We start from the raw sequence: 26,101 nt of genomic DNA, 5'->3' as shown, positions 1-26,101 counted from the left end.
TTCTTTTTCAGTATTAAGATTAGGCCGAGAAAGATTCCAATCTAGAATTTCATATAAGAAAGTAAGAAATAAGTAATATGTCTCAAAATTATAATAAGATGACTTTATTGAAATTTAATGCCAATTATTCTCATCATCATTTTCATTTTATGAAATAAGCAAAGACAAGAGGAGAAATCTTCTAAAAAAGGTTAATTTTAGAAAGTCGTATAATGTTACAAGTTTTGATGACCATCGGTTGGATGTGGGGCATCGGTGTGATTGTGCCGGGAATGGATTTTGTTCTTATCTCTCGGATTTCTTTTTTGCATGGGCGCAAGGCTGCTATTTTAGCAACGTTTGGAGATGCTGCGGCGATTACGTTGTGGAGCGGTGCCGCTTTTGCAGGCATTCAGACAATTTTTGACCATGCGCCAAAATTATATCAAATTTTACAAATTGTCGGTGCCCTCTATCTTGTTTTTCTAGGCGTGCGACTTGTTTGGCAAAGTTTTAAACCTTTCTCGTCAGAAATTTTGGCGCAAGAGGCAAAAACAAATCAAAATAAAGGGTTTTTCTTAACAGGATTTCTTGTGACTTTAGCCAATCCGGAGGCTGTGCTTTGGCTTGCGGCAATTTTTGCAGCGACTTTGCCAGCGCATACGGCTTGGGGGTGGGGGCTGCCGATCATGGTAATGATTGGTGCCATGGAAATTATTTGGTACAGCCTCGTTGCCTGTCTTTTTGGGCATCCTCTGGTTTCTGAAAAATTTAACCGTTGGCGGCGTTGGGCCGATGTCATCAGCGGCTTGATCTTTATGCTGTTGGCGGTTCAGATTGCCCTGGGGAGCTCGCTTCTATCGGCTTTTCATCTTCTCTAAAATCTTTTGGACTTTCTGGTTCCCCTTTGAGAGCCGAAATATATTTTCTGTTGAGATTACTTCCTTCTTTAAGATGGCTTTCTTGGTACCAAGGTGTCGTGGTGACACCGCAAATCGTATTTTTAAAAGGCACTTGCCATTTCATATGGGGAAGTAAAACCTCAATAGATTGCGGGGAAAGACAAACGCCCGTTGCATAGACCGGTGCTGAAATCCAAAAAAGAATGGTGTAGGCTTTTGACTGCCCCTTATTTTCTTTTTTTTGAAGAAGATAAGGGCGCTCCTTTTCTTGGTGTGGAAAGCGTCGGAAGTGATATTCTTCGGGTTTTTCATGTGCAACGGAGAGAACATGATTATCTTTATCTAAAAATTGAATTTTAGGTATTTCTGGTAGTGTACAGTCTTGGTGGGAGATATTTCTGAAAAATAAAGTGGCTTTATCTTGAGACATCCCATTATAAGGCCCTTCCTCTGGTAAAAAGGCGATTTCGATCTGCTCGCTTGTACAAGCCGCAGCTAAGGATTTTGCTTGTGCAGATGTCGGCAAGAAAGTCGGCCCACAAAATAAAGGCAGGAGAAAGAAATATTCTTTTAAAGAGGTAGGCAAGAGAGACCTTTTTGGGGGGTGGAATAAAAGTGATTTTAGAGGTAGAAGCTTAGAGAAAAACTGTCTGTTATCTTAAAGAGCGTTTTAAAATAGCTAGGTTTAAAAAATATAGGCATTTACTATACAATCAAAGGGATCAGCATGCGGATATTTGTTACAGGGGGTTGTGGATTTATTGGTTCGGCCGTGGTACGGGAGTTGATTGCCCGTGGGCATGAAGTTTTAAATTTTGATGCCATGACCTTGGTTGCCTCTTCGGAATCCGTTGCCTCTTTAGAGGATAATGAAAAATACCATTTTGTCCAGGGAGATATAACGCAACCTGCACAGTTGGAAAAAGCTTTTTCAACATTTCGTCCGCAAAAAATAATGAATTTAGCAGCGGAGACGCATGTTGATCGTTCCATTGACGGGCCAGCAGGGTTTATTGCAACAAATATCGGCGGTACATTTACGCTCTTGGAAGTTGCTCGTCATTATTGGGAACATTTAGAGGGGGAGGAGAAAGAAACCTTCTGTTTTCATCAAATTTCGACAGATGAGGTTTTCGGTCCCCTTTCCATGGAGGATCCTCCTTTTGATGCAAAGACACCTTATGCGCCGCATAATCCCTATTCTGCCAGTAAAGCCGCCGGGGATCATTTGGTAAGAGCTTGGTATCATACTTATGGTTTTCCTGCTTTTGTCAGCAATACAGCGAATAATTACGGTCCATGGCAGTTTCCGGAAAAATTGATTCCTCTTGCTATTTTAAATGCTTTAGAAGGCAAAAAAATTCCCGTTTATGGAAATGGACAGCAAAAACGGGATTGGATTTATGTCGAAGATCACGCAAAAGGTTTGGCGGATGCGATTGAACAAGGGCATCCTGGAGAAACTTATTTCTTGGGCGCTTCACAGCCAAGAACCAATCTTGATGTGGTAAGGCAGATTTGTCGTCTTGTAGATGAAATGGCACCGCAAGAGGGACTTGATCGTTCTCAACTTATCGAATTTGTGACAGATCGCCCAGGACATGATGTTCGTTATGAAATTGATCCAACAGAGGCTGAAAATAAGCTTTCATGGAAGGCTGAAAACGATTTTGAATCCGGCATTCGTTTAACGGTTGCTTGGTATTTGGAAAATAGATCGTGGTGGAAGAATATTCGTGAGGCTCTTTATACCGGAGAGCGCTTGGGCCTTGGAGATAAAAAGGCTCCTTTTAAAGGGCAATAAATCCTTAAAGAAAAGGAATGTTAGAGAGATGAAATCACATAAAGCGCGTAAAGGGATTTTACTTGCCGGCGGGCATGGCACACGTTTGCGTCCGCTGACAAACGTCATTAGTAAACATCTTCTTCCGTTATATGATAAGCCGATTATTTTTTATCCGCTTTCTTCCATGATTTTAGCAGGTCTATCTGAAATCATGCTGATTACAACGCCAACGGAGTCAGCCTTATACAAAAAGCTTCTAGGGGACGGGTCGGAATTCGGCATAAAACTTGTCTATAAAGAACAGCTTGAACCTGCTGGGATTGCACAGGCGCTTTTGATTGCAGAAGAATGGCTTGATGGTGCCCCCTCCATGCTTATGCTCGGAGATAATATTCTTTTAGGGACTCACGTTGCCGATCGTCTTCAGGCGGCGAGCCGCTCTGTTGAGGGGGCAATCGTTTTCGCACATCAGGTTCGTGACCCTGAAAGATACGGTGTTGTTTCCTTTGATAAGGCGGGAAAGCCTTTAGATATTATCGAAAAACCGAAAAATCCGCCTTCTTCATGGATTGTAACGGGTGTTTATTTTTATGATGGTCGTGCACCTTCTATTGCACGCTCTTTAAAACCATCTGTACGAAATGAACTTGAAATCACGGATATTAATCACGCTTATTTAGAACAAAATGCGTTGACAGTAGAACGTTTAGGGCAAGGATATGCCTGGATGGATGTGGGCATGCCGGAACCTCTTTTGCGTGGCGCCGAATTGATTAAGGGTTTACAGGATTACTCTGAACATGCTGTTGGTTCCCCGTTAGCCTCAGCCTATAATATGGGTAGAATTGATAAAAATTGTTTTGAGGCCGGCATTGAAAGTCTCGGAAACACAAGCTTGGCACGTTTGCTGAGAAATGAGTTAAATAAAGGTAATTTTTAAAAATTGATATCTCATCCATAAAAAAAGGCGCTTAAGAGAGAAAATCTTGAGCGCCTTTTTTTATTTTAAAAGTGAGAATTATTTAACATTTAGAATGTTTTTCACTTCAGGCGTTTCTGTGACTTCCGGTAAAATAGCAATGCTTAATTTTGAAGGATAAGAAGCCATTGGGATACCGCTACAGGAGGATTCATTGGCGGTAGGATCTTTTTTGGCCGTGAAATTGACAATGACGCGAGAGGATTGCCGTTCGGTTTGCCCTTGTACAAATTCAGCATTTTCATATTCAAGTGGGTAGTGGCAGAGTTCTTCGAGTTCGCCATTGGGTAGAAAGGTCATTTCAGAAGCTTGAAAACTTTTACCGTCTTCTGCAGGATAATATACAAATTGAATTTGCTGGCCTTTTAGGTTCTTATAAATAATACCATCGCAGAAATAGGGGCTTGCAGCAGCCATATCTGAAAGCCAAGCGGAAAGCCAAGGGATCGACATTTGGCTGACAGCTTGGGTAAAGGAATGATTTCCCCAAAGTGCAAAACCTGAAAAAACAATGGCGTTAGAGATTAAATCTTTCTCTTCTAAATGGACACCGGGATCCGTATTCCCGGCTGTTTTTTCGCCATGAACAGAAAGCGTATAGCGGTAAATTCCGAGATCATTCACATCTCTTGGCATTAAGAGTGGATTGGACGAGATATTAAACATGCCATCCCGAAGGAAAAAGAGAACCGGTGCAGCCTTTGGGTTAGCAGGGACTTTGTATTCATAGGCTTCTGCGGAAATGATCGCGGTTACTTCACTTAGATGTGGAAAATAGGTTGCGCAATTTTCATGCGGGGCAAGGTCTGGGAGAAAATGTAACGTAATGGTTTCTTTATTCTCATCGGGATGAAGCGTGCTGATATGAAGGGGCAGTTTACATTCTCCATTACCGGCATTGGCGATAATGATGTTCGGATTTGAATCCGGAGAAGGCGTGAGTTGAAATCCCGGATAGGCAACTTGCTGGCGTGTTCCTGTATCACTTGTCCAAGCATTTTTGGTTAAGATTTGCGCAATAGCAGCACGCTCTTCATGCAGCGCCGACATATAAATATCGGTATGCTTAAAGGCGTGTAAATTAAGCGTTTCTCCTGCTGTTGTTTTAAGCGTTAAGGTAATTTTTGTCTGAACCCCACGTCCATCCTTTAAGTCCGCTTTTAACAAAAGGGCAGGCGGTGAATCTGATGCTGTAATTTCTTTACTTCCTTTGCTTGCCGCAGAGACTGCAGAGACTTGCGTGGTCGAAGCCGTTACAGATGGTTCCGTTGCGGCAGATTGTGCATATACGGAGAGGGGAAATAAAAGAAAAGATGTAAGCAACAGGGAGGTTTTAGAGAGCATTATTTGATAAATCTTTGGTAAAGCGAAAGGCGAAGAGATTGAATGGATTGAATGGAATATGTTTATAAGCGCTAGATTATAGGACTAGCCCTCATAACCTTGAGGATTATGAGATTGCCAATGCCATTGATCTCGGCAGATTTCTTCAATATTTCTGTTTGTTTTCCAACCAAGGATTTTTTTGGCTTTTGAGGGATTGGCCCAGCAAGCGTCAATATCCCCCGGACGGCGTGGATGAATTTTATAAGGAATAGATAAATGATTTGCCTGTTCGAAAGCTTTTACCAGCTCAAGAACGCTAGTATTTTCACCGCTTCCAAGATTTAGGGTAAGAAGTTCTGACTTTTTGGTAACTTCCTGCTTTTCAAGATATTCAAGAGCGGCAATATGTCCCTCGGCTAAATCCATAACATGGATATAATCTCTCAATCCTGTGCCGTCCCGTGTGTCATAATCATTTCCAAAGACAGAAAGCTCTTTAAGTTTTCCAGAGGCAACTTGGGAAATATAGGGTAAAAGATTGTTTGGAATATCTTTAGGATCTTCACCAATTCTTCCCGAAGGGTGTGCTCCGCCGGGATTAAAATAGCGTAAACGGGCAATTTGCCAGCCTGCTTCGGAGGCGCTTAAATCTTTTAAAATATCCTCGCCGATATTTTTTGTTTGGCCATAAGGATTGATTGGCTGGCGTGAAGCCTCTTCGGAAAGGGGAGATATTTCAGAAGTACCATATACGGTCGCAGAAGATGAAAAAACAAGACGGCGAACATGATGGCGTCGCATGGCTTGCAATAAAGAAATCAAACCGCCGACATTCACATGATAATAGTGAAGGGGGTTTTGAACAGATTCTCCAACGGCTTTGAGGCCGGCAAGATGAATAACGGAAGAGATATTTTCCAGCGCATCATCAAGGGCTTTGTTATCTAAGATATCGCCATGAATGAAACGAGGACGTTTGCCTGTAATTTCTTCGATACGATCAATCGCAACAGGAGAGGAATTACTGAGATTATCTAAGATCGTAATTTCATATCCGGCTTGTTGTAATAAAACGGCGCAATGGGCACCAATAAACCCGGCACCACCCGTTATGAGGATTTCTTTATGCATAAAAAGCCTTTTATCGTTTACGATTGTCTTAAGGTAATTTAATCGCTTTAAAATGTTTTCTCAAATGATAAAATTTTATTTGGTGTAGAAAGTTGAATAAAGATAAATCCCAAAGATTCGCCAATAAGTCCAGGAAATTCACGTCTTACGAGCAGAGCGGTTCGCTCTCCGGAATGTTCTGTCTGTAAGTTTGCGTTTGGAAGCGTTTTCCATTGTGCAATATCTTGATATGGGTGAGGGTATAAAAAACGTAAGCCTCCATTTTTTCCTGCAAAACTTGCAATAAGTCCTGTTTTTTGGGTTAAAAACGAATTGATTTCCACATGCCGGAAGCGGTAGCTCTGTGCCGCCATAAGGGTAACAAAAAGCATTAAGAAGGGAAGAGAAAGAAAGCGTTTTTTTGTTGGAACTTCTGGTGTTGTAAAAGGTAAAAAAATGCCAATAATCAGAAGGGTTCCTAAAAGATAAAGGCTAAAAATGTAAAATTGTGTTGGAAGTGTATGCCCGAAAAAGGTGAGATGAGCTTGTAAAAAGGAAAGGTCATTTTCTTGTAACGGAAAAAAACTTTTAATTCCCAGATAAAGGGAAAAGGCAGAAAAAACACTCAAGAGTAAAAAATTAAAAGGTTTTTTAAAGCTCAAACAAAATCCGCAGAGGGAAAAGAGGGCAATATTGCTCAGGCAGAAAAGCGTAGGGGAGAAATAATTTGAATGATTTTCGAGTCCTAAAAGATCAAGATGTTTTGGTAAATGGCATGAGAGACAGAGATTGCTGAGAAAAATGATGCCAATCAAGCAAGCGCAAAGCAAATTTTGAAAGGAAAAGAAAATCTTTTCTCTCCAAATATTTAAAAATAAGGTGATAAGATACATCTGCCTAGCACAATCCTGTGATGAAAAACTTTTGAAAATATAGAGAAAAAATAAGAAAAAACGCTAGATTATTTTGATAAAAAAGTAGAAAATTACGGAAAGTGTTTTGTTTTCCATAGATTCAAAAATATGGGGCTATTGGGTCTCCTTATTGTGATGGGGCGTATGTCTATTTCTTCTTTACTTTCAAAAAAATCTCTGCCGATCCTTGCTTTGTCAGGTTTTGCCGCATTATTCTCTGTTTCTGCAGCACAAGCTGGCTCCTCCTCTTTAAAACAAGTTGAGAAATGGCAGACCGCTTATCAAAATTTACAATCGCAATCGACAGCGTGTAAGCATTCCTACCCTTCTAAAGTGGGGCAGATGGTGACACAGGATAAATGTCTGGAAAAAGTCTATTCAAAATATGGACCGATTTTTTATGGCAATATCTGGCCTCAGCTTCAAGAAATGGTTTTGTCTTACCGTTTGCAGCTCTGCTTTAATATTGATCGTGGACAGATTGGTTTTAAAGAGGCGGATGATAGTCTTAACCGTCCATTGCAGGAAATTGGTGCGATTGATTATCAGCGCCACGCAATGCTTTATGCCAATCAGACAGTTCCAACTGCCGTTTCTCAGGCAATGATTTTAAAAGCACCGGGATTGTCTTTCTTAAATTAAGATTTTTAGATCCTTTTGAGAGAAAAGGCGCTCAATTGGAGCGCCTTTTTTTTGTGAGGTTAAGATTATTCAGTATAACATCTTTATTTTGTCGGGAAGGGAAAGGCAAAAGGATTAACGGTTCTTCTGCTAAATCCTTTTTCCTCGACCAAGGCATCCAGAACAAGGCTGGCAAGATCGTCACCACAGATTTCATGATGGGGATCACGGTCAAAACGAAAAATCTTGCTATATGTTTTACAATCACCACAGCTTTCAATTTCAATGGCAGGCATTTCTTCTTTTACAGACCAGTAGTCAATATGTTCAGATCCAAAACATTCAGGGCAGACAGAACGGACTTTATGCCAGCGTGTTTCGCATAAGGCGCATTGTTCATAGCGCAATCCCTCATGCGCACCAACCATCACCATATCGGCAACAGCAGGACTACCACAGCAAGGGCAGTCTACATAAGATGGGATCGTTGCTTTGGTTTCTTTAAAATCAGAAATATAAGATTGCGCAGCCTGTGCCCAGCAAAGGGACAGAGAAGCCCATAAAGGAACAGCAAGGGCAGCCTCACATTTTTTGAACTGCCCATTGAGTAAGTTCCAAGCTTGTGCGGCAAAAAAATCTGAATCTTTTGCCAGTTTCTCAAAGCCATGTAGATTTTCTTTTGGAAGAAGAGAGGCAATTTTTTGATAAAGAAATTGATACTGTTCTTGAAGAAAAGCTGTTTTTTCAAAAATCTCTTGTGCTGGAAAATCCTCAGATTTCAACCAAGATTTGAGAATTTCAACTTCTCTTTCTTTTAAAGGATTGTCATTTAAAATATTTTTTTGCGCTATGACCATTTGGCGTAGAAAATGCAGGTATTCCCCCCCATCTTCGCCTGCTTTCTGAGCAAGAAGTTCTAACCTTTTTGCCCGTCTATCATAGAGTTTGGAAAGATCCGTTGCGATAAGCGGTTCAATTTCTTTCGCCCCTTGAAGAAAAGGCGCTGCAGCTTTTAAGTCAGAGGGGAGAGGCGGCTGTTTGAGAGATTTCTGCTGACGAGAGAAAATCGGAGAATTAGAACTACTCATAAATGAGGAACCACCTTATCTAAATATAATAAAAAAAGGACTGCAAGACGACATCCTAAGAGAATGCCACACTACAATCCTTTTTTTCAAAGCGTATTAATGTCCGGAAGTATGTTTTTTACTTTCGGTAATTTTTTCACCTTCACCTTTAGCTTCTTTGGCCATGAGCTCTTCATACCAACGGCTATGATGTGCACGTGCCCAACGAAGGGAAACGAAACCTGTAATCATTGCCGTAATAGAACCACGTACCCAGATACCAAAGTAGATATGTCCTAAAACCAACAACATAAGCGCCAAAGCAATGGCAGAATGCGCTAGAACGGCGACCCGTAAAACAGGAACAGGGAAGAAATCTGCGAAATATTCTCTCCAAATCATTAGACCAGAAACAAGCAAAACACAGATACTGCTCATAATGCACCAGAAAAGGACTTTCTGACCGGCATTATATTTACCGATGTGAAGATCTTTAGAATGCTGGTTTAAAAGAACGGAATCAATATTTTTGAACCAAAGAAGATCTGTCTTTTGAAACAAATTCCCTTTGACGAATTTAAAGAACATAACGAAAAGGCAGAGAAAAACCACAACACCAAGGATAGGGTGATAGATTCTCGCCGTTTGAGGTGTTCCTAAAACATGCCCAAGAAAATCAAAGCTTGGGAAAAAGAAAGATAGTCCGCTTAAACCGACAATAAAAAAGCAAATCGCATTTAGCCAGTGCAGAAGACGTTTCCCATATGCCGTGCGCATAACGACACTTTTATTCATATTTGTCATTATATTTGCTCCGCTTATTTATTTTTATCTGCTGCAGCATCGGCCTCACGAATGGCTTTTTCTTCAACAGTTTTATCAAGTTTCTCGTGAACGACAGCCTCAGCTTTGTGGAGATCTTCACGCAGGAGTTCTTTTGCATTACCGGACTTCACAGCGTCTTTCACTGTTTCGGCCTCGTCTTTAACCGCAGAGGCAATGCTTTCAAGATCATCTTTTAGCCCCGGAAATTCAGAAGCATCTTTATGATCGAGTTCTCCCATTTGGTCATCACCGCAAGGACCAACAAAGGCAAAGTGAGAGAAAACGCCTGCAATCGTTCCAATAAAGGCTGCTGCTCCAAGAGGTTTCAGCCAATCTTTCCAACCGAGAACAATCGGACTAATGGAAGGATCTTTTGGAAGACCACTGTAGATTTCAGGCTTATCCGCATGGGGAAGGACGTAAACAACATGGGTTCCGCCAACACCTTGAGGATTATAGATGCCCGCATTCTCAAAGCCTCTTTCCCGTAAGCCTTGAACACGTTTTTCAGCGAGATCAAGCATGTCCCCACGTTCACCAAAGGCAAGGGCACCGGTTGTGCATGTTTTAACACAAGCGGGTTCCTGGCCAACGGCAACACGGTCGGAGCAGAGGGTGCATTTGTAAGAACGGTTATCTTTATGGCTGACACGTGGAATGTTGAATGGGCAGCCAATCATGCAATAACCGCATCCGATGCAATGTTCAGATTCAAAATCGACAATGCCGTTTTCAAACTGAACAATCGCTCCCGGAGCTGGGCATGATTTTAGGCAGCCGGGTTCTTCGCAATGCATGCATCCATCTTTGCGCATGAGCCATTCGAGTTTTCCCTTCTCATCGACATATTCGTCAAAGCGAATAACAGTCCATGTTTCCGGCTCTAGATCCATTGGGTTGTCATATACACCATAATTATGGCCAACTTTTGCGCGCAGATCATTCCACTCATCGCATGCCGCCTGACAGGCTTTACAGCCTGTGCAGATAGAGACATCAATTAATTTCGTAACCTGTTGGGCCGCATCACGTACGCTAGGTGGAGGAGACATTCCATTTGTAGCAGAACGGCGCCGTATGTCCTGTGACTGTAAGGTCATTTTTTCTTCCTCAACCCTTAAATTTTCTCAAGATTAACCAAGAATGCTTTAAATTCTGGCGTATGTGTATTTGCATCACCAATTGGCGGTGTCAGTGTGTTCGCCATAAAGGCAGGTTTTGTCGCACCGATAAAGCCAAAGTTGGAAGGAATACCGATTTGATAGAGCGATTTTCCCATAACTTTGAGTTTGGATAGACGTTTTGTAACAACCGCTTTTCCTGTGATGTAGCCACGTTTTGAAGTTAAGCGCACCATGTCACCTTTTGCGATGCCGAGAGAGTTTGCAAGCTCCTCTGGAATTTCAAAAAACTGCTCTGGCTGCAAGATCGCATTGATGAGTGCATGTTTTGTCCATGTGCGGAAAAGTTCCGTAATGGAGTAGGTGGTTGCCGTATGCGGAAATTCTTCAGAAGTTCCGAAAAATTCTGCACGGTTGGACGGCAAGAAACGCACTGCCGGATCTTTCAGATTTTTACTGCGGAAAGGCAGGTGCTTAACAGGGGATTCCACAGGTTCATAATGTTCTGGGAAGGGGCCATCCACCATAGCTGTCCCACAGAAAAGTCGACCGACACCTTCTGCTGTTGTAATGAAAGGCCCTTTAAGAGAACCCGGTGGCTCATTCTGAGGGAAGTCAATGGCATCAGCACCGGCCCAAGAGCGACCGTTCCAATAAACATATTGACGTTTTGGATCCCAAGGGACGCCGTTAATATCGGCAGAGGCACGGCTATAGAGAAGACGTACATTTCCAGGCCAGCTCCAAGCCCAGCCAGGGGTGCAACCCCAGCCAGTGTCCGTATTGTCACGGCGCGCCATCTGGTTGCCTTCTTCAGTCCAAGAGCCTGTAAAGCACCAGTTAAAGGCAGATGTCGTACCATCATCACGAAGGTCAGATGCCATCAGGCTATTCCGCAAAAGTTGACCTTTACGCAGAATGATTTTTCCACTGGAATCTTTGAGGTCTGCAAGAGCATAACCGTTCGATTCTTTTGCAAGCTCCTCTGGACTTGGTTCCTCAGGGTCTAAATAATCCCATGTCAGGTTTAGGATAGGCTCAGGTGCAACCGGCTGTACTTTTCTTTTTCCCTGTTTGTAAAGGGCGACATCCTCTTCGTAGAGTTTGCGGACTTTGTTAAAAATTGTACCGATAATACGGGCATCCGGCCACGATTCGCCAGGAGGCTCGGCACCTTTCCAGTGCCATTGAAGCCAACGTGCCGAGTTGACAATTGAGCCATCCTCTTCGGCAAAACAGGTTGTCGGCAGACGGAAAACCTCTGTTGGAATAGCGGCGGAATCAACGTCGTTATATTCACCGACTTTTTTCCAGAAATTGGCCGTTTCCGTATTCAATGGATCCATGACAACCATGAATTTCAGCTTGGAAAAGGCTGCAATTGTACGGTTTTTATCAGGCCAAGAGCCAAGACCGTTAAAGCCCTGAACCAAGAGACCATTCATTTTACCGTCAAGCATATTCTCCACCATCTGGAGAACATCGTAGCTTTTATCCCATTTTGGTAACCAGTGATAACCCCAGAGATTTTCTTTGGTTGCATGGTCTCCCCACATACTTTTAAGAAAGGAGACAAAAATACCTTGGAAATTTTTCCAGACATCAACCTGATTGAGCGCATCTGGTGTGACCGGACGGCTTGCATAGTAAGCTTCAAGCGTCTGCTGGGTGTCTCGTGGCAGATCCATATAGCCGGGGACTTTAACGGAAAGCAAACCAATATCGGAATAGCCCTGAATATTGGAGTGACCACGAAGGGCATTCACCCCACCGCCAGGCATTCCCATATTCCCAAGAAGCAATTGAATCATTGCCGCACAACGAATGGTTTGAGAGCCATTTGTATGATGCGTAAAGCCGAGGGCATATAGCCAAGAGGTTGTTTTGTCTTTGGCAGAGGTTTCTGCAATAATTTTGCAAACCTCTAAGAAATCCTCGATAGGTGTTCCACAAATTTCAGAGACGACTTCTGGCGTGTAACGTGCAGCATGTTCTTTAAGAAGGCTTAACACACAGCGAGGATGTTTGAGTGTTCGATCTTTTAGGACATGGCCGCTGGCATCAACATCATAATCCCATGAGGATTTATCATATGTCTCCTCACCGGTTTTCCCGGGATTATGACCACTGAAAAGCCCTTCTTTAAAGGAAAATCCAGGTTTTACGATAAAGCTAGCATTCGTGTAGTCACGTACATAATCATGCTGGATTTTATCATGGGTGAAGAGATAGTTCATCATTCCCAAAATAAAGGCAGCATCAGATCCGACACGCACCGGCGCATAAAAGTCAGCAACGGCAGCTGTCCGGTTAAAGCGTGGGTCAACGACAACAATTTTTGCTTTATTTTGGAGGCGTGCTTCTGTGACCCATTTAAAGCCAACAGGATGCGCCTCAGCAGCATTCCCACCGAAAATCAAGACAACATTGGCATTTTTAATATCAACCCAGTTATTGGTCATGGCCCCACGACCAAAACTGGAGCCAAGGCCTGAAACTGTTGGGGCATGGCAGGTGCGGGCTTGGTTATCTAGGGCCAAAATTCCTAGAGAGCGCGCAAATTTCCAATCTAGCGTTCCTGTTTCATTCGAAGCAGCGGAAGAGGCCAACATGCCGGTAGAGGTCCAGCGGTTAACCAGCTGACCTTTTTCATTATGTGTAATGAAATTTTTATCACGGTCTTCTTTAATGAGGCGAGCAATACGGTCTGTTGCCTCGTCCCAGCTCATACGTTTCCACTCGGTGCTGCCGGGGGCACGGTAAGAGGGGTATTTTAAGCGTGATTCGCTGTGGATGAAGTCAATAAGGCCAGCACCCTTAGGGCAGAGTGAACCTCGGCTAACGGGATGATCTGGATCGCCTTCAATATGAAAAATGGAGCCTTTGGCATTGATAGCACCATCTCCCAGTGTGTACATCAGAAGGCCGCAACCAACCGAACAGTAGCAACAATTATTGCGTGTTTGCTTTGCGCGGGATAGTTTATATTCACGTGTTTCCAGCGCATGTGCAAAAGGCGGTTTAAAGCCCAAGGCCACCACACCGGTACCAACAGCGGTTACCCCCGCTCCGCGAAGAAATTGTCTGCGCTTTAATGTCATAAGCCTCGTCTCATCTTAACCGATATTGCACCAAGTTCCCTATAGGTAAATAAATAGGGTAATCTTTAATTGTGTATTTAAACATTTTCATAGCGTTTTACTATTCGAATGTGAAGAGTCGTCCCTGTTCCTACAGGTAATCAATCTTTTTGCTGAGGGAAAGAGGCAACAGTATTTAGTACTATTTTTGTACTCTTTCAGAAAGGTCTTTGCAAGTTTCGTAAAATTAAATTTCACCTTAGGGATTTGAGGCCTGAGGTGGCGGTGCATCCGGCAAGGGTAGGGGAACGGTGCCTTTAAAGTTCACAATAGCTAGGATTTTTTCAGCAGTTGTATTGCCCGCAGAAGGGGAAGTTGTTCCCCAAGCCACACAGCTGATAAGCCATTCAGGAACTTTTAATTTTGATTTTTGTGTGTCTTTTGTGTCATCGGGCATTTTTACCTCAGCAACGCACCATCCTGCTTCGGCAGGAATGCGGCGCTGTTTGACAATGAGGTCGGTGACATTGGCGTAAGAGCGTGAGGCAGAACTCTTTTTAGGGTCGATTTTTGTAACAAATCCGGCGCTTGGAGCTTCTTCTCCCATGTAGCCAAATTGGCTGAGACTGATTCCTTTGCCATAATCTTCTAAGAGTGCCATGTTGCAACCAAAATCATTCTGCTGGGATTTTAAATCCTCATCAGCAGCGCCTATCGCATATTTGGCAGAAACGCATTCCCCATTTGAGATGCCAAGAGGGTAAGAATCTTTTTTCTTTGTTTCTGCGGCCTCTGCTGTTTTGAAAAAAACAGGCAGTAAACAAAGCGCTAAAAGTAATTTTAGGGATGCTTTATTTTTTCCAGACATTTGATCTCCAAATAAAAGCGGCAATCCCGACAAGTACAAGATAGAGAGAGATCAAAATACCGCTAAGATGACGGGCGCTTTCATGGGGATCATCAATCCACGCTAAGAAAGAAGTGACATCTTCTGCCATTTGTTGGTCTGTTGGGTGTTTTCCGTCAGGATAAACGAGCCTCAGAGCAGATTCTTGTTCAAAAGGGGGGGGCATTTTGAATTTGTGATGATGGGTAAGTGCCACAGGATTGTAGAAAAGTCCCGGTTCTAATTTTATATTTTCCGGCGGTTTTTGGTAGGAAAGAAGCATTTTTTGCACATAGGGAGCACCATCTTTTAAGAAGCTTGAGAGGTGGGATAAGTCTGGCGGAACATCACCGTGATTTGCTTTTTGAGCGGCATTCTCTGTTGGGTAAGGCATTTCAATGGCATCAAAGACGGTGGCTTGCCGCTGTTTAAGTAACCCCTCATCATTCAAACCATCTGGAATTTGGTGACGTCCTGCCCATGATTGAATTTCTTTTGCTGGAATGCCAAGGGCCAGCATATCGCCATAATGGACTTGTTTCATGCCGTGGCATTGATTGCAAATATTTGAAAAGACGTAAAAACCTTTTGCGGGATCGCCTTTAGGCGCTTGTGCCGCATAAGCATTGAAAGCAAAGCCAAGCCCACAGGTGAGAAGCGTATAAAAAGAGATTTTCTTCATTGGATTTTCTCCTTTAGTCCCTGTGCTTTTCTTTTGTTTTCACGTTCTTTCCAGGCAAAAAAAGGTAAAATCGCATAAGCGTAGATGAGCCACCAGCCTAAGCAAAGACGTGCAAGCCATAGGAGATTTGTCGATGGCGGCTTTAAACCGGCAAAGCAAAGCCCTGCAAAAGCGGCAATAAAAAGGGCAAAGAAAAGTTTTAAAATGCCACGTTCTGACATTTCTGTTTTTGGAGAGCGGTCAAGCCAAGGTAAAAGCGCAATTGAACAAACGGCTAAAAGAACAGAGAAAAGCCCTAAAATCTCAGAGGGAACCGCACGTAAAATGGCGAAGAAGGGGGCCAAGTACCAGGGCGGATGAATATTGCTCGGTGTACGCATGGGGTTTGCGGGCAGAAGATTTTCGGTTTCACTTACCCAGTGCGGTAAAAAAGAGGCGATGGTAAAGAGAAGGAGTAAAAGTAAAATAACGCCAATGATGTCGTTGACGACAAAATAAGGATAAAAGGGCAAACGCCGATTAGGTTGTCCGCAATGCGAACTGGATCGGCATGAGCCTGTTTTCTCTTTTTTTTTCTCTTTAGTGCTTGGGCGATGACAGCAACCGACTTCGCCGGGTTCGGGATTGGTGCGGCGCATCCCCAAGCCGTGGACGCAAAGAATATGGAAAGCAACAAGCAGCAACATAAATAATGCGCCAGCAAAATGGAAAATAAAAAGACGTTGCAGACTGACTGTCGCCGCAGAGGGATTACCGGCATCCTCAAAGGAAGCCGCCCCAAAGATCCATGTACCGAAACCGCCGGAAGGGAAAGGCACGGCATCCAAGGCATTCTTACTGACAGTTGCGGCCCAGTAGGAAAGTTGCCCCCAGGGGAGGCAATAACCTGCAAAAGCAATGGCTAAAAAACCGCAAAATAATGTCCAGCCACTCAGCCAAGTCAGTTCTCTGGGAATTTTATAGGAACCATGCCAAAGCCCTCTACCAAGATGACAATAAAGAGCGATAAAGAGAACAAAAACACCACCTTGATGAAGAAGGCGCAAAAACCACCCAGAAGGAAGTCTGCGCATAATATCTTCCACAGAGGTAAAAGCATGCGTTTCTGTCGGTGTATAGACAAGCGCCATGAACAGGCCACTGATGACCATCAAAGCAAGTGCTACCAGCAAACAGGCACCCGTTGTCCAAAGAAGCCATAATTTGCCACGTTTAATAACGGAAAAATGGGCAAAATGCGGGATAAGTCCTTCCAGCATAGGCAGGCGGGAGTAGAGCCAGCATGGTTCTTTCGGATTAGAGGGGGGGGCAGGAAAAGTCATAATTTTTCAATCGAAGAAAGGGAAAAATCAGGAGATTGTTCAGACTTCCCAATCTGTAAGCGCAAAGTTTTTTCAGTTGACTGGAAAGTAACCGGCGGAACCGGAAGGTTAAAAGCTGCGGGCATATTTTTGAAAACACGTCCTGCGCCATCAAACCAAGAGCCGTGGCAGGGGCAATGGAAAGCAGAGTCTTTTTGAGGTTCAAACATCGTAATGCAGCCAAGATGGGTGCAAATATTGATAAGAATTAAATATTCAGGTCGCAGAGAGCGATGCCAGTTTGAAGCTTCGGGAGGTTGTTGGAAACGTTTAGAATCCGGATCTCTGAGGCGGGTGCGAAGCGTTTGCTTTTGAAGCTCTACAAGCATTTCAGGGGTTCGGTGCTGAATAAAAACGGGGAGTCCCCGCCACTGGACAATTTTATGCGCGCCTTCTTTTAGATCCGAGAGGTCAACTTCAAGAAGTGCGTTTTGAGAGAGCGCCGCAGTGGTTCCCCGATTAACCCCATAGAGGCTGTCAATAAGCGGTACTGCTAGAGCGCAGGCACCAGCACCAGCACAGGCGCAGGTTGTATAGCCTGCAACAGACATTTTCCCAGCATTTTTAAGAAGATCTCGCCGTGAAGGTTTTGCGGATTCAAAAGACATGAGGCTACCTTAAAAAATGGGAAAACGGAGAGGATGGTTTTATGTATAAATCCTCTCTGTTTTCTCTGCCAAGGGTTGATTTTTTATTTTTCGACTTCAGCGGCCAAGCGTTTTAAAATATTTGGCAGGATACCGCCATCATGGAAATAAAGAATTTCAGCCTTGGTTTCCAAGCAAGCTGTCATCATAATTTTTTCCTGTCTGCCATTTTTATATTTAAAAAGAACAGGGATCTGACATCTTGGGCTTAGATTTTCGGGCACTTCAATTTCGACAATTTCCTCTCCTGAAAGTTTCAATGTTCTGCGTGTTACATTTTCCGGAAAACGTAGAGGGAGGATCCCCATACCAACGAGATTGGAACGGTGAATGCGTTCGAAATCTTCGGCAATAATGGCTTTTATGCCTAAGAGATTAGGGCCTTTTGCAGCCCAGTCACGGCTTGAGCCCATACCATAATTTTTACCGGCAATAACAATCAGGGGGATATTTTCTTTTTTATAGTTTTCAGCGGCGTCAAAAATAGAAACTTCTTCTCCATCAGGGTAATGCCGGGTTATACCGCCCTCACTGCCGGGGATGATTTCATTTTGAATACGAATATTGGCAAAAGTTCCTCTTGCCATGATTTCATCATTTCCACGGCGACTGCCATAAGAATTAAAATCTTTAGGCTGAATGTTGCGCTTTTCTAAATAAAGCGCCGCAGGGGAGTTCGGGGCGATCGCACCTGCCGGGGAAATATGGTCTGTCGTCACATTGTCACCAAAGAGAGCGAGAATACGTGCATTCTTAATAGGTGTTCTTTCTTGTTTTTGCGCAATTTTATCAACCCAAGGTGGATTGTGGATATAGGTTGAGGCTATTTCCCAATGGAAAATAGAGGAAGGTTCTGATGCTTTTAAATTCTGCCATAAAGCAGAGCCTTTTTCGGCATTGGCATAGCTGCCGGCAAAAATAGAGGCAGTGACATATTTGGCAACATATTCCTCAATTTCTTTAGGGTTGGGCCAAATATCGGAAAGAAAGACATTCTTGCCGTTGCGATCTTGCCCGATAGGTTCATTGGTAAGATCAAGATTAAAGCTACCTGCCAGTGCGTAGGCGACAACAAGCGGCGGGCTTGCGATATAATTGATTTTAGTTAGGGGAGAAATGCGTCCCTCAAAGTTTCGATTTCCTGAAAGAACAGCTCCAACAGTGAGATTATTCTGCTCAATAGCCTGTGTGACCTCAGGTGACAGTGGGCCGGAATTACCGATGCAGGTGGTGCAGCCATAGCCAACAACTTCAAACCCAAGGGCATCTAAATCTTCTTTTAGTCCAGATTTTTCAAGGTAATGTGAAACGGCACGAGAGCCCGGTGCAAGAGATGTTTTAATACGGGAAAGTGGTTTTAAACCTAAAATTCGTGCTTTCTTCGCCAAAAGGCCAGCGGCAATCATCACGGAAGGATTCGAGGTGTTCGTGCAGGAGGTAATGGCCGCAATGACAACATCCCCATTTCCGATTGTTTCTCCGTTTGAAAGGGGAAAGCGCTGTGCCTTAGAGGGGGTTTCGACTGAAAATGTCTTAGGAATTTCGGATAAAATATGCCTTTCAGATGGGTTTTTCGGCCCAGCCATACACGGGAGAACTTCTCCCAAATCAAACGCAATAACATCTGTAAAGGAGGGGTCCGGGGTATCCTTTTCTCTGAAAAGCCCCTGTATCTTAAGATAGGCTTCCGCAAGGGCAATATGTTTTTCATCCCGTCCAGTGAGTTTAAGATACTCCATTGTCAGGGAATCAGCCGGAAAGAAGCCGCAAGTTGCACCATATTCCGGTGCCATATTGGCAATAGTCGCCCGATGCGCTACCGGCAGATGTTCGAGGGCAGGGCCAAAGAATTCGACAAACTTCCCAACAACGCCCTTTTGGCGTAATTTTTGGGTAATGGTCAGCACGAGATCCGTTGCGGTTGTGCCGGCCGGCAGGGAGCCTGTCAGTCGCATACCGATAATTTCCGGGATACGCATGGAAATGGCCTCGCCGAGACTGGCGGCTTCTGCTTCAATACCGCCAACTCCCCACCCCAAAACGCCCAAGCCGTTAATCATTGTCGTATGGCTATCTGTTCCGAAAACACTATCGGGAAAGAGAATATTATCTACATTTTGGACGAGCGGTGCGAGATATTCCAAATTTACCTGGTGGCAAATACCGTTTCCGGGAGGAATGATGCGAAAATTTTTAAGCGTTTTCTGTGCCCAATCTAAGAAACGGTAACGCTCGTTATTTTTTTGAAACTCCGCCACCATATTTTTTTCAAGCGCTTCCTGCGTTCCGGAAAAATCAACGGAAATGGAGTGGTCAATCACAAGATCAACAGGAATGGATGGGTTGACGGCGGCAGGGTCTTTGCCAAGCTTTTCCATTCCATCTCTTAAGACTGCAAAATCAACGATAGCAGGCACGCCCGTGAAATCTTGCATGAGAATACGGGCTGGAGAAAAAGGGATTTCGTTATCAGATGAAGCGTCCTTCCCCCAAGAAAGAAGAATATTCGCAGCTTCTTCTTTGCCTTGGCGCAAGACATTTTCCAGCAGGATTTTTAGAGAAAAAGGCAGTTGCTCTGTTTGGGAGGGGATGCTTGCTAAGGCTTTTGGCAGGGAGCTGTAAAAATAATCTTTTTCTTGGAATGAAAATGTTTGCGCAAAGAGCATTTCTTGGAGCAGGGTTGGTTTCGTTTTTGACATGACATCATCCATTTTTAGGCATTTTTTTTAAAAAAATCTTCTGGAAGGTTCCGCATGGCGTGGCCTGTGTAAATTTGACGGGGGCGGGCAAGGGGAGAGCCTGTTTCAAGCATTTCTTTCCATTGCGCCATCCAGCCTGCCGTTCGGGAAACAGCAAAGAAAACTGTAAATAAGGAAGACGGGATGCCCAGAGATCTTAAAATAATGCCTGAATAAAAATCGATATTGGGATAAAGATTTCGGCTGATGAAGTAATCATCTTGACGGGCAGCTTTCTCCAGTTCTAAGGCTAATTTTAAATGCGGGTCATGCGAGAACCCAATTTCCTCAAGAACTTCATGGCATATTTTTTGCATATGTTTTGCGCGGGGATCTTCATTTTTATAAATACGGTGCCCAAACCCCATGAGGCGTGTTGGATTTTCTCGATCTCTTACCTTGGCAAGGAAGGCAGGAATATTTTCAATTGTGCCGATTTCCTCAAGCATATCAAGAACAGCTTCATTCGCACCGCCATGCGCCGGACCCCAAAGTGCCGCAATCCCGGCGGCGACACAGGCAAAGGGATTAACACCTGTAGAGCCTGTCATACGAACGGTCGAGGTTGAAACATTCTGGCCGTGATCAATATGTAAAATCATGATCTTATCAAAAGCTTTGGCAAGAATTGGATTAACTTTCCAAGGCTTTTCAGGCATCGAAAAAAGAAGATGCAGAAAATTTTCGGCATAACTTAATTCTGGTTTTGGATAAATAAGTGGCAATCCTTGGCGGTAGCGATAAATCCATGCCGCAAGGGTTGGCATTTTGGCAATCATTTTAATTGCAGAAAGACTACGCTCTTCCGGCGTTATCATGTGTCGCTGGTCGGCTGAAGGATCGGCATAAAAGCTCGATAAGGCACCCATTGTGCCGCATAGCATCGCCATAGGATGGGAGCTACGCCGAAAACCGTTAAAGAAATTCCCTATTTGCTCATGGAGATAGGCCTCTTCTTTGAGAGAATTTTCAAAAGAAACAAGCGTTTTAGCGTTGGGAAGTTCGCCATGCAGGAGGAGATAGGCAACTTCTGGATATGTTGCATGTTCGCAAAGCTGGTCAATGGGATAGCCACGATGCAAAAGAATACTTTTATTGCCATCAATAAAAGTGATTGCACTTTCACACGAAGCGGTGCTGGCAAAGCCTGCATCATAAGAAAGGATTTTATGATCGGGATATAAGCGATCTGTCGTGAGTCCCAAAGGCCCCATTGTCGCTTCTTGGATTTTTAAAGGGATATTTATATTCTGTTGCTTTGAGGTGAGTTGCCAGTCTGATTGGCGAGTTCCGTTAGCAAAAGGGGTGTTTAATGTATCAGACATAGGGATTTCCTTCCGAAACAGATTAAGAATATATTTTGCTTCGCCAGATTATTCAGGTATTTTTAGGATATTAGGCAGCGTCATATTCTTTGATAGTAGTAAAGAGACAGCCAGCCGCAAAGCAATATTTTATAAAATAGGGAGGGAACGGTAATGGTGTCATTGCAAGGAAATATTCCAGCAACTTTAATCTCAGGGGATGGGATAGGCCCAGAAATTACGCAGGCGACACTTTCCGTTTTGGAAGCTCTGAGGGCACCTTTTCTGTGGGACGAGCAGATTGCGGGTATGACCGCTCTCGAAAAGACGGGGACACCCTTACCGCCGGAGACAGTTGCAAGCCTTCATAAGACAGGATTGGCTTTAAAAGGCCCCTTAACGACACCCAGTGGCGGAGGATTCCGTTCCATTAACGTGACTTTGCGGCAGGAATTTGATCTTTTTGCTAACCTGAGACCAGCAAGAACATTACTCTCACGCCCTGATCTGTCTCGTTATGACAATCTCGACATTGTTCTTATTCGTGAAAATATAGAAGGCTATTACGCTGCGCGTGAATATTATTTACCTCAAGGGAGTGATCCGCAGGGGATGGCACTGTCGGCTGGCTATGTTACGAAAAAAGAATGCTATCGTATCATTAGATATGCTTTTGAATATGCGTTGCGCCATGGTCGAAAGAAAGTAACACTTGTTCATAAAGCCAATATTATCAAATTAATGTGCGGCATGTTCCTCGAAATTGGTCGTGAAGTCGCCAAAGAATATGCTGGTAGAGTGGCTTGCGAGGAACGTATCGTAGATGCTTGCGCCATGCAGCTTTGTTTAGATCCGTCTCAGTTTGATGTTATTGTAACAACCAATTTATTTGGCGATATTTTATCGGATCAAATTTCTGGTCTTATAGGGGGACTTGGACTTGCACCTGGTGCCAATATAGGTGAAAACATGGCAGTTTTTGAGGCTGTTCATGGCTCTGCTCCGGATCTGGTTGGTAAAGCCTGTGCTAATCCTGTTGCCTTAATGTTAGCCGGTGCTTTGATGTTGGAGCATATTGGAGAGGTAGAAAAGGCGAATATTTTACGTAAAGCGATTGATAAGACTTTGCAAAATAACATTAGAACACCAGATTTGGGCGGGACAGCGACAACATCCGATTTTTCTCAGGCTGTGATACAGCATCTCTAAATGCTTGAATTACCTCAAAAATTTTTTTTGAATGCTTCGGATCAGAACGATATTTTTTATCAGGATGAAGGGGTAAAAGTTACCCATGAAGGCATTCAGACGATCGACCGGTTTTATCCGATAAGGGATATTCGGAAAGTCTATATTCAAAAGGCAGAAAATCGCTTTGTATGGATGCGTGTGCTGATTTGTTTGGGGCTTTTTATACCGGCAATTGCGATGTCAGTAAATTTTTTGGGAAAAGGGCCTGTCGGATTTTTAATGATTGTCGGCTTAACGGCCCCTTTGCTTCTTGTGGGCGGCGGCGGAATTTATAGTCTTTATCGGCCATCCTATTATTTATATGTTCAGAGCTTTCTTCAGGAGAGCAGGGTGCTTGAAACGAATTCCCCTCATCAGATCGTCAGGATAAAAAAGGCAGTTCTAAAAGCTGTAAAAAGGATTCAAGAGGAGGAGAGGCGTTTAGAGGAAAGAGGCAAAGTCCTAAACTTTTTTTAACAAAGTTAAGGATTGTTTTTCTTTTTTGGAAGTAGTTTCAAGATAAGCCAGCTAAAGCCAACGCCAAGGAACATTGCAATGGCTGTTGTTCCAATAATCATTCCGGTACCCATAAGCGCATTTCATCCTTTGAAAATGATATTTTGAAAATAAGAATTCTTTTTAAAGGAGTTTTTGTCTTTAGTCCAAAATATCCCTTTATTTTTTAAGGTGTTTTCTGCAAATTGCTTTCTGAAACTTCCGATAATTTAAAAATATTTAAAAATAAGGTGCCGTAAATTAAATGTCTGAAAGAGATGCTGTCTTATTTTTTGATACAGAAACGACCGGTCTTGTTCGCAAAGATCTCCCAATCGGGGATCCAGCACAGCCACATTGTGTCCAAATCGCTGCTTTATTGTGCAATAAAGAGGGAGAAATACAGTCTTCTTTAAATCTTTTGGTTCGTGCAGATGGATGGCGTATTCCGTATCAGGCAACGCAAGTCCACGGCATTACAGAAGAGCAGACGAGGCGGTATGGTGTTCGGGAAGAGGTTGCGGCTGAAATCTTCTATAATTTAGCTTCAAACGCTTTTGCGGTTGTCGGACATAATGTCGGATTTGATGTTTCGGTCATTGAAACCTTATTTCACAGGGTAAAGAAAAGTGCATGGACTTTGCCTGAGCATAAATATTGTACGATGAATCTTTCCAAAAGAACTTTAAATCTTCCCCCTACCCAAAAGATGCTAAACGCTGGTATGAATGAACCAAAGGCACCGTCTTTGGCAGAGGCGTATCGTTTCTTTTTTAAGGAAGAAATTGATGGTGCGCATGATGCCATGGCGGATACACGGGCTTGCCATCGTATTTTTTATGAACTTAGACGCCGTCGGCAGGAAGAGAAGAGAGGGACGGAATGACGAATTCTTCCACCTTAAAAGCAGAATCTCCTTTGGAAGAAAATACTCTTTCTCAAGAGGCCGCCACAGAAAAATTTGGTGAGGCTCTTGTTGATGAGGTGCAGGCAGAATTTGCCAAAGATGCGCAAGAAACTTTTGCTGCAGAAACGGCTGTCGAGGAGACTATCGCTGCCCAAGAAAACGTGCCTGTAGCTGCCGAGGAAAATAGCCTGCCAGAAACAGAATTTCCTTTGGAAGAAAATACGCTATCTCAAGAGGCTGCCACAGAAAAATTTGGTGAGGCTCTTGTTGATGAGGTGCAGGCAGAATTTGCCAAAGATGCGCAAGAAACTTTTGCTGCAGAAACGGCTGTCGAGGAGACTATCGCTGCCCAAGAAAACGTGCCTGTAGCTGCCGAGGAAAATAGCCTGCCAGAAACAGAATTTCCTTTGGAAGAAAATACGCTATCTCAAGAGGCTGCCACAGAAAAATTTGGTGAGGCTCTTGTTGATGAGGTGCAGGCAGAATTTGCCGAAGATGCGCAAGAAATTTTTGTTGCAGAAACTGCTGTTGAGGAGACTGTCGTTGCTCAAGAAAACGTGCCCGTGGCTGCCGATGAAAATGTCCTAACAGAAGCAGAATCTCCTTTGGAAGAGAATACGCTGTCTCAAGAGGCCGCCACAGAAAAATTTGGTGAGGCTCTTGTTGATGAGGTGCAGGCAGAATTTGCCAAAGATGTGCAAGAAACTTTTGAGATGGAAACTGTGGCAGAAAAGGAATCTCTGAAAACAGATCATCTTCTTTCTGATGCTGGTATACAGGCGCTTTTATCTGTGTTTTGGGAGGGCTTTCAGCATCCGGAAGCAGAGAGGAAAGAATTTTTTAAAGAAGTACTTTCTCAAGAGGAGTTTCGGTTTTTCCCCTTATTGGCAGATCCGATGAAATTATCTCTTTTGCCATTGGAGGCTGAAGAAAAGCAGGTTCTGGAAAATAATTTTGGAAAAGTAGAGACCAATTTATCTTTTGAATATGCAAAGGGATTAGCGCAGATTACCTTACAAATGGGAACATTAAGGGAATTGCGCCGGAATGCTTTGGCACTCCTTTCATGGTGTATTGGATTATTTTCAATTTCCGCTTTGTTCGCCGCAATTATTTTTACAGTGCCGCATCTCTCTCAGGGAAAAGCGACATTTCTGGCCTTTTTGCTGACTGTGCCTGTTATTACCATTATTCTCGCCGTTGCAAGCCTGGGGCGTGTTTGGGAATATTTTACTTTTATTCAGGGGAGTGGAGAGCCGTCACAAGCGGCAAGTAATGCACTTCTTTCGGATAGCGGTAATTTTCTTTCAAAGGGTATCGCAGGAATTGAAGAAAAGCTCACAGAAAACAAGGCCGCTTTACTTAGAGTGTCCAACGCTTTAGAGCAAGCTGTTCAAAGACTTATTCTCTCAGGTTGCTTGATTGCTTTTTCCACAGTGATCTGGTTAAGCCTTTCTATCGCCGCGACATTCCAAAAGTTTCTTTCTTGGGAACATGTCGGTTTCTTTGTGCTGACTTGTTTTATCCTTTTTTTAACGACGTTTTTTGTTCGGATTGGAAACTGGAAAGCACCTTCCGCTGGAAGAAATTGGGGCTGGTGTTTTGCCTTAGTGGTTTTTGTGTTTACCCTGTTCGGTGCAGGAGCTATTGGAAGAGGGCCTATTCGTGTGAACCCTAATGAAATGCCGGAGATTTCCAGCTCATGGATTCATAATTTTTCTCCAAATGGCTTTTTCGAGGGACTACGTGGATGGTTTTACCCCGGTGTCGCCTTACAATGGGTGCCGCCTAAATCGTGAAAAAGAAATTTAAAAATCTTTTTATGTTTTTAGCGCTCTTGGTGTTTTTTTATGATTTGCCTACTTTTGCGCTATCATCCTCAAAATCTTTAAAAGCTCAACAGAATGAAACTTCTGAATCAGAGGCGTCACCGCAAGAAGTTCTGGAGTTTTTATCTTTAGGAGAATATTGGGGTGTTCGCACGGATATTGATGCGGCGCAGGGTGGCAATGCTGAACGAAAGATCATTGACCTCCAGTATGACTGGGATAATGTACGCTCTGCCTCTAAGGAAGAAGAGGCTTTTTCTAAGGCAGAAAAAGAAAGCAAGACCTCCCAAAATCTTCAAAAAGATTAACATT

At 43.5% G+C, this 26,101-nt stretch carries 23 protein-coding genes; 9 read left to right on the top strand and 14 right to left on the bottom strand.

Going from position 1 to position 26,101, the window contains the following annotated elements; all coding sequences use genetic code 11:
- Positions 1 to 212 precede the first annotated feature (212 nt).
- The gene (locus tag FAI41_01760; GenBank protein ID QCE32408.1) at positions 213 to 860 is read left to right on the top strand and encodes a hypothetical protein; all 648 of its coding nucleotides are present in this window, start codon (positions 213 to 215) and stop codon (positions 858 to 860) included.
- On the opposite strand, the gene FAI41_01755 is transcribed toward FAI41_01760, so the two are convergent.
- Complete coding sequence (locus FAI41_01755; GenBank protein ID QCE32407.1) at positions 796 to 1,467, bottom strand: DUF4232 domain-containing protein; 672 nt, start codon at positions 1,465 to 1,467, stop codon at positions 796 to 798. The genes FAI41_01760 and FAI41_01755 overlap by 65 nt on opposite strands.
- Before the next feature lie 141 nt (positions 1,468 to 1,608).
- On the opposite strand from FAI41_01755, the gene rfbB reads away from it, so the two are divergent.
- Both rfbB and FAI41_01745 read left to right on the top strand, forming a co-directional pair.
- Positions 1,609 to 2,685 carry a dTDP-glucose 4,6-dehydratase gene (rfbB, locus tag FAI41_01750; GenBank protein ID QCE32406.1) on the top strand — a complete coding sequence of 359 codons (1,077 nt, stop codon included), beginning with the start codon at positions 1,609 to 1,611 and terminating at the stop codon, positions 2,683 to 2,685.
- 28 nt (positions 2,686 to 2,713) lie between these two features.
- A complete protein-coding gene (locus FAI41_01745; protein QCE32405.1) occupies positions 2,714 to 3,607 on the top strand; it encodes a glucose-1-phosphate thymidylyltransferase in 894 nt (297 codons plus the stop codon).
- Positions 3,608 to 3,685: 78 nt separating this feature from the next.
- Here the strand turns inward: FAI41_01745 and FAI41_01740 are convergent, their stop codons facing one another.
- The 3 genes from FAI41_01740 to FAI41_01730 all read right to left on the bottom strand — a co-directional run bounded on the left by FAI41_01740 (position 3,686) and on the right by FAI41_01730 (position 6,975).
- Positions 3,686 to 4,990 carry a hypothetical protein gene (locus FAI41_01740; GenBank protein QCE32404.1) on the bottom strand — a complete coding sequence of 435 codons (1,305 nt, stop codon included), beginning with the start codon at positions 4,988 to 4,990 and terminating at the stop codon, positions 3,686 to 3,688.
- An 84-nt stretch (positions 4,991 to 5,074) separates the two neighbouring features.
- The gene (gene galE, locus FAI41_01735; GenBank protein ID QCE32403.1) at positions 5,075 to 6,103 is read right to left on the bottom strand and encodes a UDP-glucose 4-epimerase GalE; all 1,029 of its coding nucleotides are present in this window, start codon (positions 6,101 to 6,103) and stop codon (positions 5,075 to 5,077) included.
- A gap of 47 nt (positions 6,104 to 6,150) precedes the next feature.
- Positions 6,151 to 6,975: a hypothetical protein gene (locus FAI41_01730; protein QCE32402.1), complete on the bottom strand. Its 825-nt coding sequence runs from the start codon at positions 6,973 to 6,975 to the stop codon at positions 6,151 to 6,153.
- A 165-nt stretch (positions 6,976 to 7,140) separates the two neighbouring features.
- Here FAI41_01730 and FAI41_01725 point away from each other — a divergent pair, with 165 nt between their 5' ends.
- Entirely contained in the window at positions 7,141 to 7,638 is a 498-nt protein-coding gene (locus FAI41_01725; protein QCE32401.1) for a hypothetical protein, read from the top strand.
- Between the two features lie 83 nt (positions 7,639 to 7,721).
- Here the strand turns inward: FAI41_01725 and fdhE are convergent, their stop codons facing one another.
- From fdhE to FAI41_01675, 10 genes are all read right to left on the bottom strand, one after another.
- Entirely contained in the window at positions 7,722 to 8,705 is a 984-nt protein-coding gene (fdhE, locus tag FAI41_01720; protein ID QCE32400.1) for a formate dehydrogenase accessory protein FdhE, read from the bottom strand.
- 96 nt (positions 8,706 to 8,801) lie between these two features.
- Positions 8,802 to 9,479, bottom strand: coding sequence for a formate dehydrogenase subunit gamma (locus FAI41_01715; protein ID QCE33761.1), 678 nt, complete (start codon positions 9,477 to 9,479; stop codon positions 8,802 to 8,804).
- Between the two features lie 23 nt (positions 9,480 to 9,502).
- Entirely contained in the window at positions 9,503 to 10,609 is a 1,107-nt protein-coding gene (fdxH, locus tag FAI41_01710; protein ID QCE32399.1) for a formate dehydrogenase subunit beta, read from the bottom strand.
- A 17-nt stretch (positions 10,610 to 10,626) separates the two neighbouring features.
- Positions 10,627 to 13,731 (bottom strand): formate dehydrogenase-N subunit alpha, encoded by a 3,105-nt coding sequence (gene fdnG, locus FAI41_01705; protein ID QCE32398.1) that lies wholly within the window; start codon positions 13,729 to 13,731, stop codon positions 10,627 to 10,629.
- A 238-nt stretch (positions 13,732 to 13,969) separates the two neighbouring features.
- Entirely contained in the window at positions 13,970 to 14,578 is a 609-nt protein-coding gene (locus FAI41_01700; GenBank protein ID QCE32397.1) for a hypothetical protein, read from the bottom strand.
- Positions 14,562 to 15,278: a ubiquinol-cytochrome C reductase gene (locus FAI41_01695; GenBank protein ID QCE32396.1), complete on the bottom strand. Its 717-nt coding sequence runs from the start codon at positions 15,276 to 15,278 to the stop codon at positions 14,562 to 14,564. The genes FAI41_01700 and FAI41_01695 overlap by 17 nt, the downstream gene beginning before the upstream one ends.
- A complete protein-coding gene (locus FAI41_01690) occupies positions 15,275 to 16,600 on the bottom strand; it encodes a cytochrome bc complex cytochrome b subunit (GenBank protein QCE32395.1) in 1,326 nt (441 codons plus the stop codon). The genes FAI41_01695 and FAI41_01690 overlap by 4 nt, the downstream gene beginning before the upstream one ends.
- Positions 16,597 to 17,190, bottom strand: coding sequence for a ubiquinol-cytochrome c reductase iron-sulfur subunit (gene petA / locus FAI41_01685; GenBank protein QCE33760.1), 594 nt, complete (start codon positions 17,188 to 17,190; stop codon positions 16,597 to 16,599). The genes FAI41_01690 and petA overlap by 4 nt, the downstream gene beginning before the upstream one ends.
- Before the next feature lie 140 nt (positions 17,191 to 17,330).
- Positions 17,331 to 19,952, bottom strand: coding sequence for an aconitate hydratase AcnA (gene acnA / locus FAI41_01680; protein ID QCE33759.1), 2,622 nt, complete (start codon positions 19,950 to 19,952; stop codon positions 17,331 to 17,333).
- 47 nt (positions 19,953 to 19,999) lie between these two features.
- Complete coding sequence (locus FAI41_01675; protein QCE32394.1) at positions 20,000 to 21,349, bottom strand: citrate synthase; 1,350 nt, start codon at positions 21,347 to 21,349, stop codon at positions 20,000 to 20,002.
- Between the two features lie 156 nt (positions 21,350 to 21,505).
- Between FAI41_01675 and FAI41_01670 the strand changes: the two genes are divergently transcribed.
- The 5 genes from FAI41_01670 (at position 21,506) to FAI41_01650 (ending at position 26,097) form a co-directional block, all read left to right on the top strand.
- The gene (locus tag FAI41_01670; GenBank protein QCE33758.1) at positions 21,506 to 22,537 is read left to right on the top strand and encodes an NAD-dependent isocitrate dehydrogenase; all 1,032 of its coding nucleotides are present in this window, start codon (positions 21,506 to 21,508) and stop codon (positions 22,535 to 22,537) included.
- Positions 22,538 to 23,035 (top strand): hypothetical protein, encoded by a 498-nt coding sequence (locus FAI41_01665; GenBank protein ID QCE32393.1) that lies wholly within the window; start codon positions 22,538 to 22,540, stop codon positions 23,033 to 23,035.
- A gap of 283 nt (positions 23,036 to 23,318) precedes the next feature.
- Entirely contained in the window at positions 23,319 to 23,939 is a 621-nt protein-coding gene (locus FAI41_01660) for a 3'-5' exonuclease (protein QCE32392.1), read from the top strand.
- Positions 23,936 to 25,759: a hypothetical protein gene (locus tag FAI41_01655; GenBank protein QCE32391.1), complete on the top strand. Its 1,824-nt coding sequence runs from the start codon at positions 23,936 to 23,938 to the stop codon at positions 25,757 to 25,759. The genes FAI41_01660 and FAI41_01655 overlap by 4 nt, the downstream gene beginning before the upstream one ends.
- Positions 25,756 to 26,097 (top strand): hypothetical protein, encoded by a 342-nt coding sequence (locus FAI41_01650; protein QCE32390.1) that lies wholly within the window; start codon positions 25,756 to 25,758, stop codon positions 26,095 to 26,097. Before FAI41_01655 ends, FAI41_01650 begins: the two co-directional genes overlap by 4 nt.
- The last annotated feature ends 4 nt before the right edge of the window (positions 26,098 to 26,101 follow it).

The organism is Acetobacteraceae bacterium, from assembly GCA_004843165.1.
Taxonomy (GTDB): Bacteria; Pseudomonadota; Alphaproteobacteria; order Acetobacterales; family Acetobacteraceae.
Note: the sequence above shows the minus strand (reverse complement) of the source record. Positions and strands in the feature narration are given on the sequence as shown.

What these genes read in the sequence shown, in the direction of transcription:
- FAI41_01760 (QCE32408.1), top strand. Translation starts at nt 213, where the DNA reads ATGTTACAAGTTTTGATGACCATCGGTTGGATGTGGGGCATCGGTGTG.
- rfbB (QCE32406.1), top strand. Translation starts at nt 1,609, where the DNA reads ATGCGGATATTTGTTACAGGGGGTTGTGGATTTATTGGTTCGGCCGTG.
- FAI41_01745 (QCE32405.1), top strand. Translation starts at nt 2,714, where the DNA reads ATGAAATCACATAAAGCGCGTAAAGGGATTTTACTTGCCGGCGGGCAT.
- FAI41_01740 (QCE32404.1), bottom strand. Translation starts at nt 4,990, where the DNA reads ATGCTCTCTAAAACCTCCCTGTTGCTTACATCTTTTCTTTTATTTCCC.
- galE (QCE32403.1), bottom strand. Translation starts at nt 6,103, where the DNA reads ATGCATAAAGAAATCCTCATAACGGGTGGTGCCGGGTTTATTGGTGCC.
- FAI41_01730 (QCE32402.1), bottom strand. Translation starts at nt 6,975, where the DNA reads ATGTATCTTATCACCTTATTTTTAAATATTTGGAGAGAAAAGATTTTC.
- FAI41_01725 (QCE32401.1), top strand. Translation starts at nt 7,141, where the DNA reads ATGTCTATTTCTTCTTTACTTTCAAAAAAATCTCTGCCGATCCTTGCT.
- fdhE (QCE32400.1), bottom strand. Translation starts at nt 8,705, where the DNA reads ATGAGTAGTTCTAATTCTCCGATTTTCTCTCGTCAGCAGAAATCTCTC.
- FAI41_01715 (QCE33761.1), bottom strand. Translation starts at nt 9,479, where the DNA reads ATGAATAAAAGTGTCGTTATGCGCACGGCATATGGGAAACGTCTTCTG.
- fdxH (QCE32399.1), bottom strand. Translation starts at nt 10,609, where the DNA reads ATGACCTTACAGTCACAGGACATACGGCGCCGTTCTGCTACAAATGGA.
- fdnG (QCE32398.1), bottom strand. Translation starts at nt 13,731, where the DNA reads ATGACATTAAAGCGCAGACAATTTCTTCGCGGAGCGGGGGTAACCGCT.
- FAI41_01700 (QCE32397.1), bottom strand. Translation starts at nt 14,578, where the DNA reads ATGTCTGGAAAAAATAAAGCATCCCTAAAATTACTTTTAGCGCTTTGT.
- FAI41_01695 (QCE32396.1), bottom strand. Translation starts at nt 15,278, where the DNA reads ATGAAGAAAATCTCTTTTTATACGCTTCTCACCTGTGGGCTTGGCTTT.
- FAI41_01690 (QCE32395.1), bottom strand. Translation starts at nt 16,600, where the DNA reads ATGACTTTTCCTGCCCCCCCCTCTAATCCGAAAGAACCATGCTGGCTC.
- petA (QCE33760.1), bottom strand. Translation starts at nt 17,190, where the DNA reads ATGTCTGTTGCAGGCTATACAACCTGCGCCTGTGCTGGTGCTGGTGCC.
- acnA (QCE33759.1), bottom strand. Translation starts at nt 19,952, where the DNA reads ATGCTCTTTGCGCAAACATTTTCATTCCAAGAAAAAGATTATTTTTAC.
- FAI41_01675 (QCE32394.1), bottom strand. Translation starts at nt 21,349, where the DNA reads ATGTCTGATACATTAAACACCCCTTTTGCTAACGGAACTCGCCAATCA.
- FAI41_01665 (QCE32393.1), top strand. Translation starts at nt 22,538, where the DNA reads ATGCTTGAATTACCTCAAAAATTTTTTTTGAATGCTTCGGATCAGAAC.
- FAI41_01660 (QCE32392.1), top strand. Translation starts at nt 23,319, where the DNA reads ATGTCTGAAAGAGATGCTGTCTTATTTTTTGATACAGAAACGACCGGT.
- FAI41_01655 (QCE32391.1), top strand. Translation starts at nt 23,936, where the DNA reads ATGACGAATTCTTCCACCTTAAAAGCAGAATCTCCTTTGGAAGAAAAT.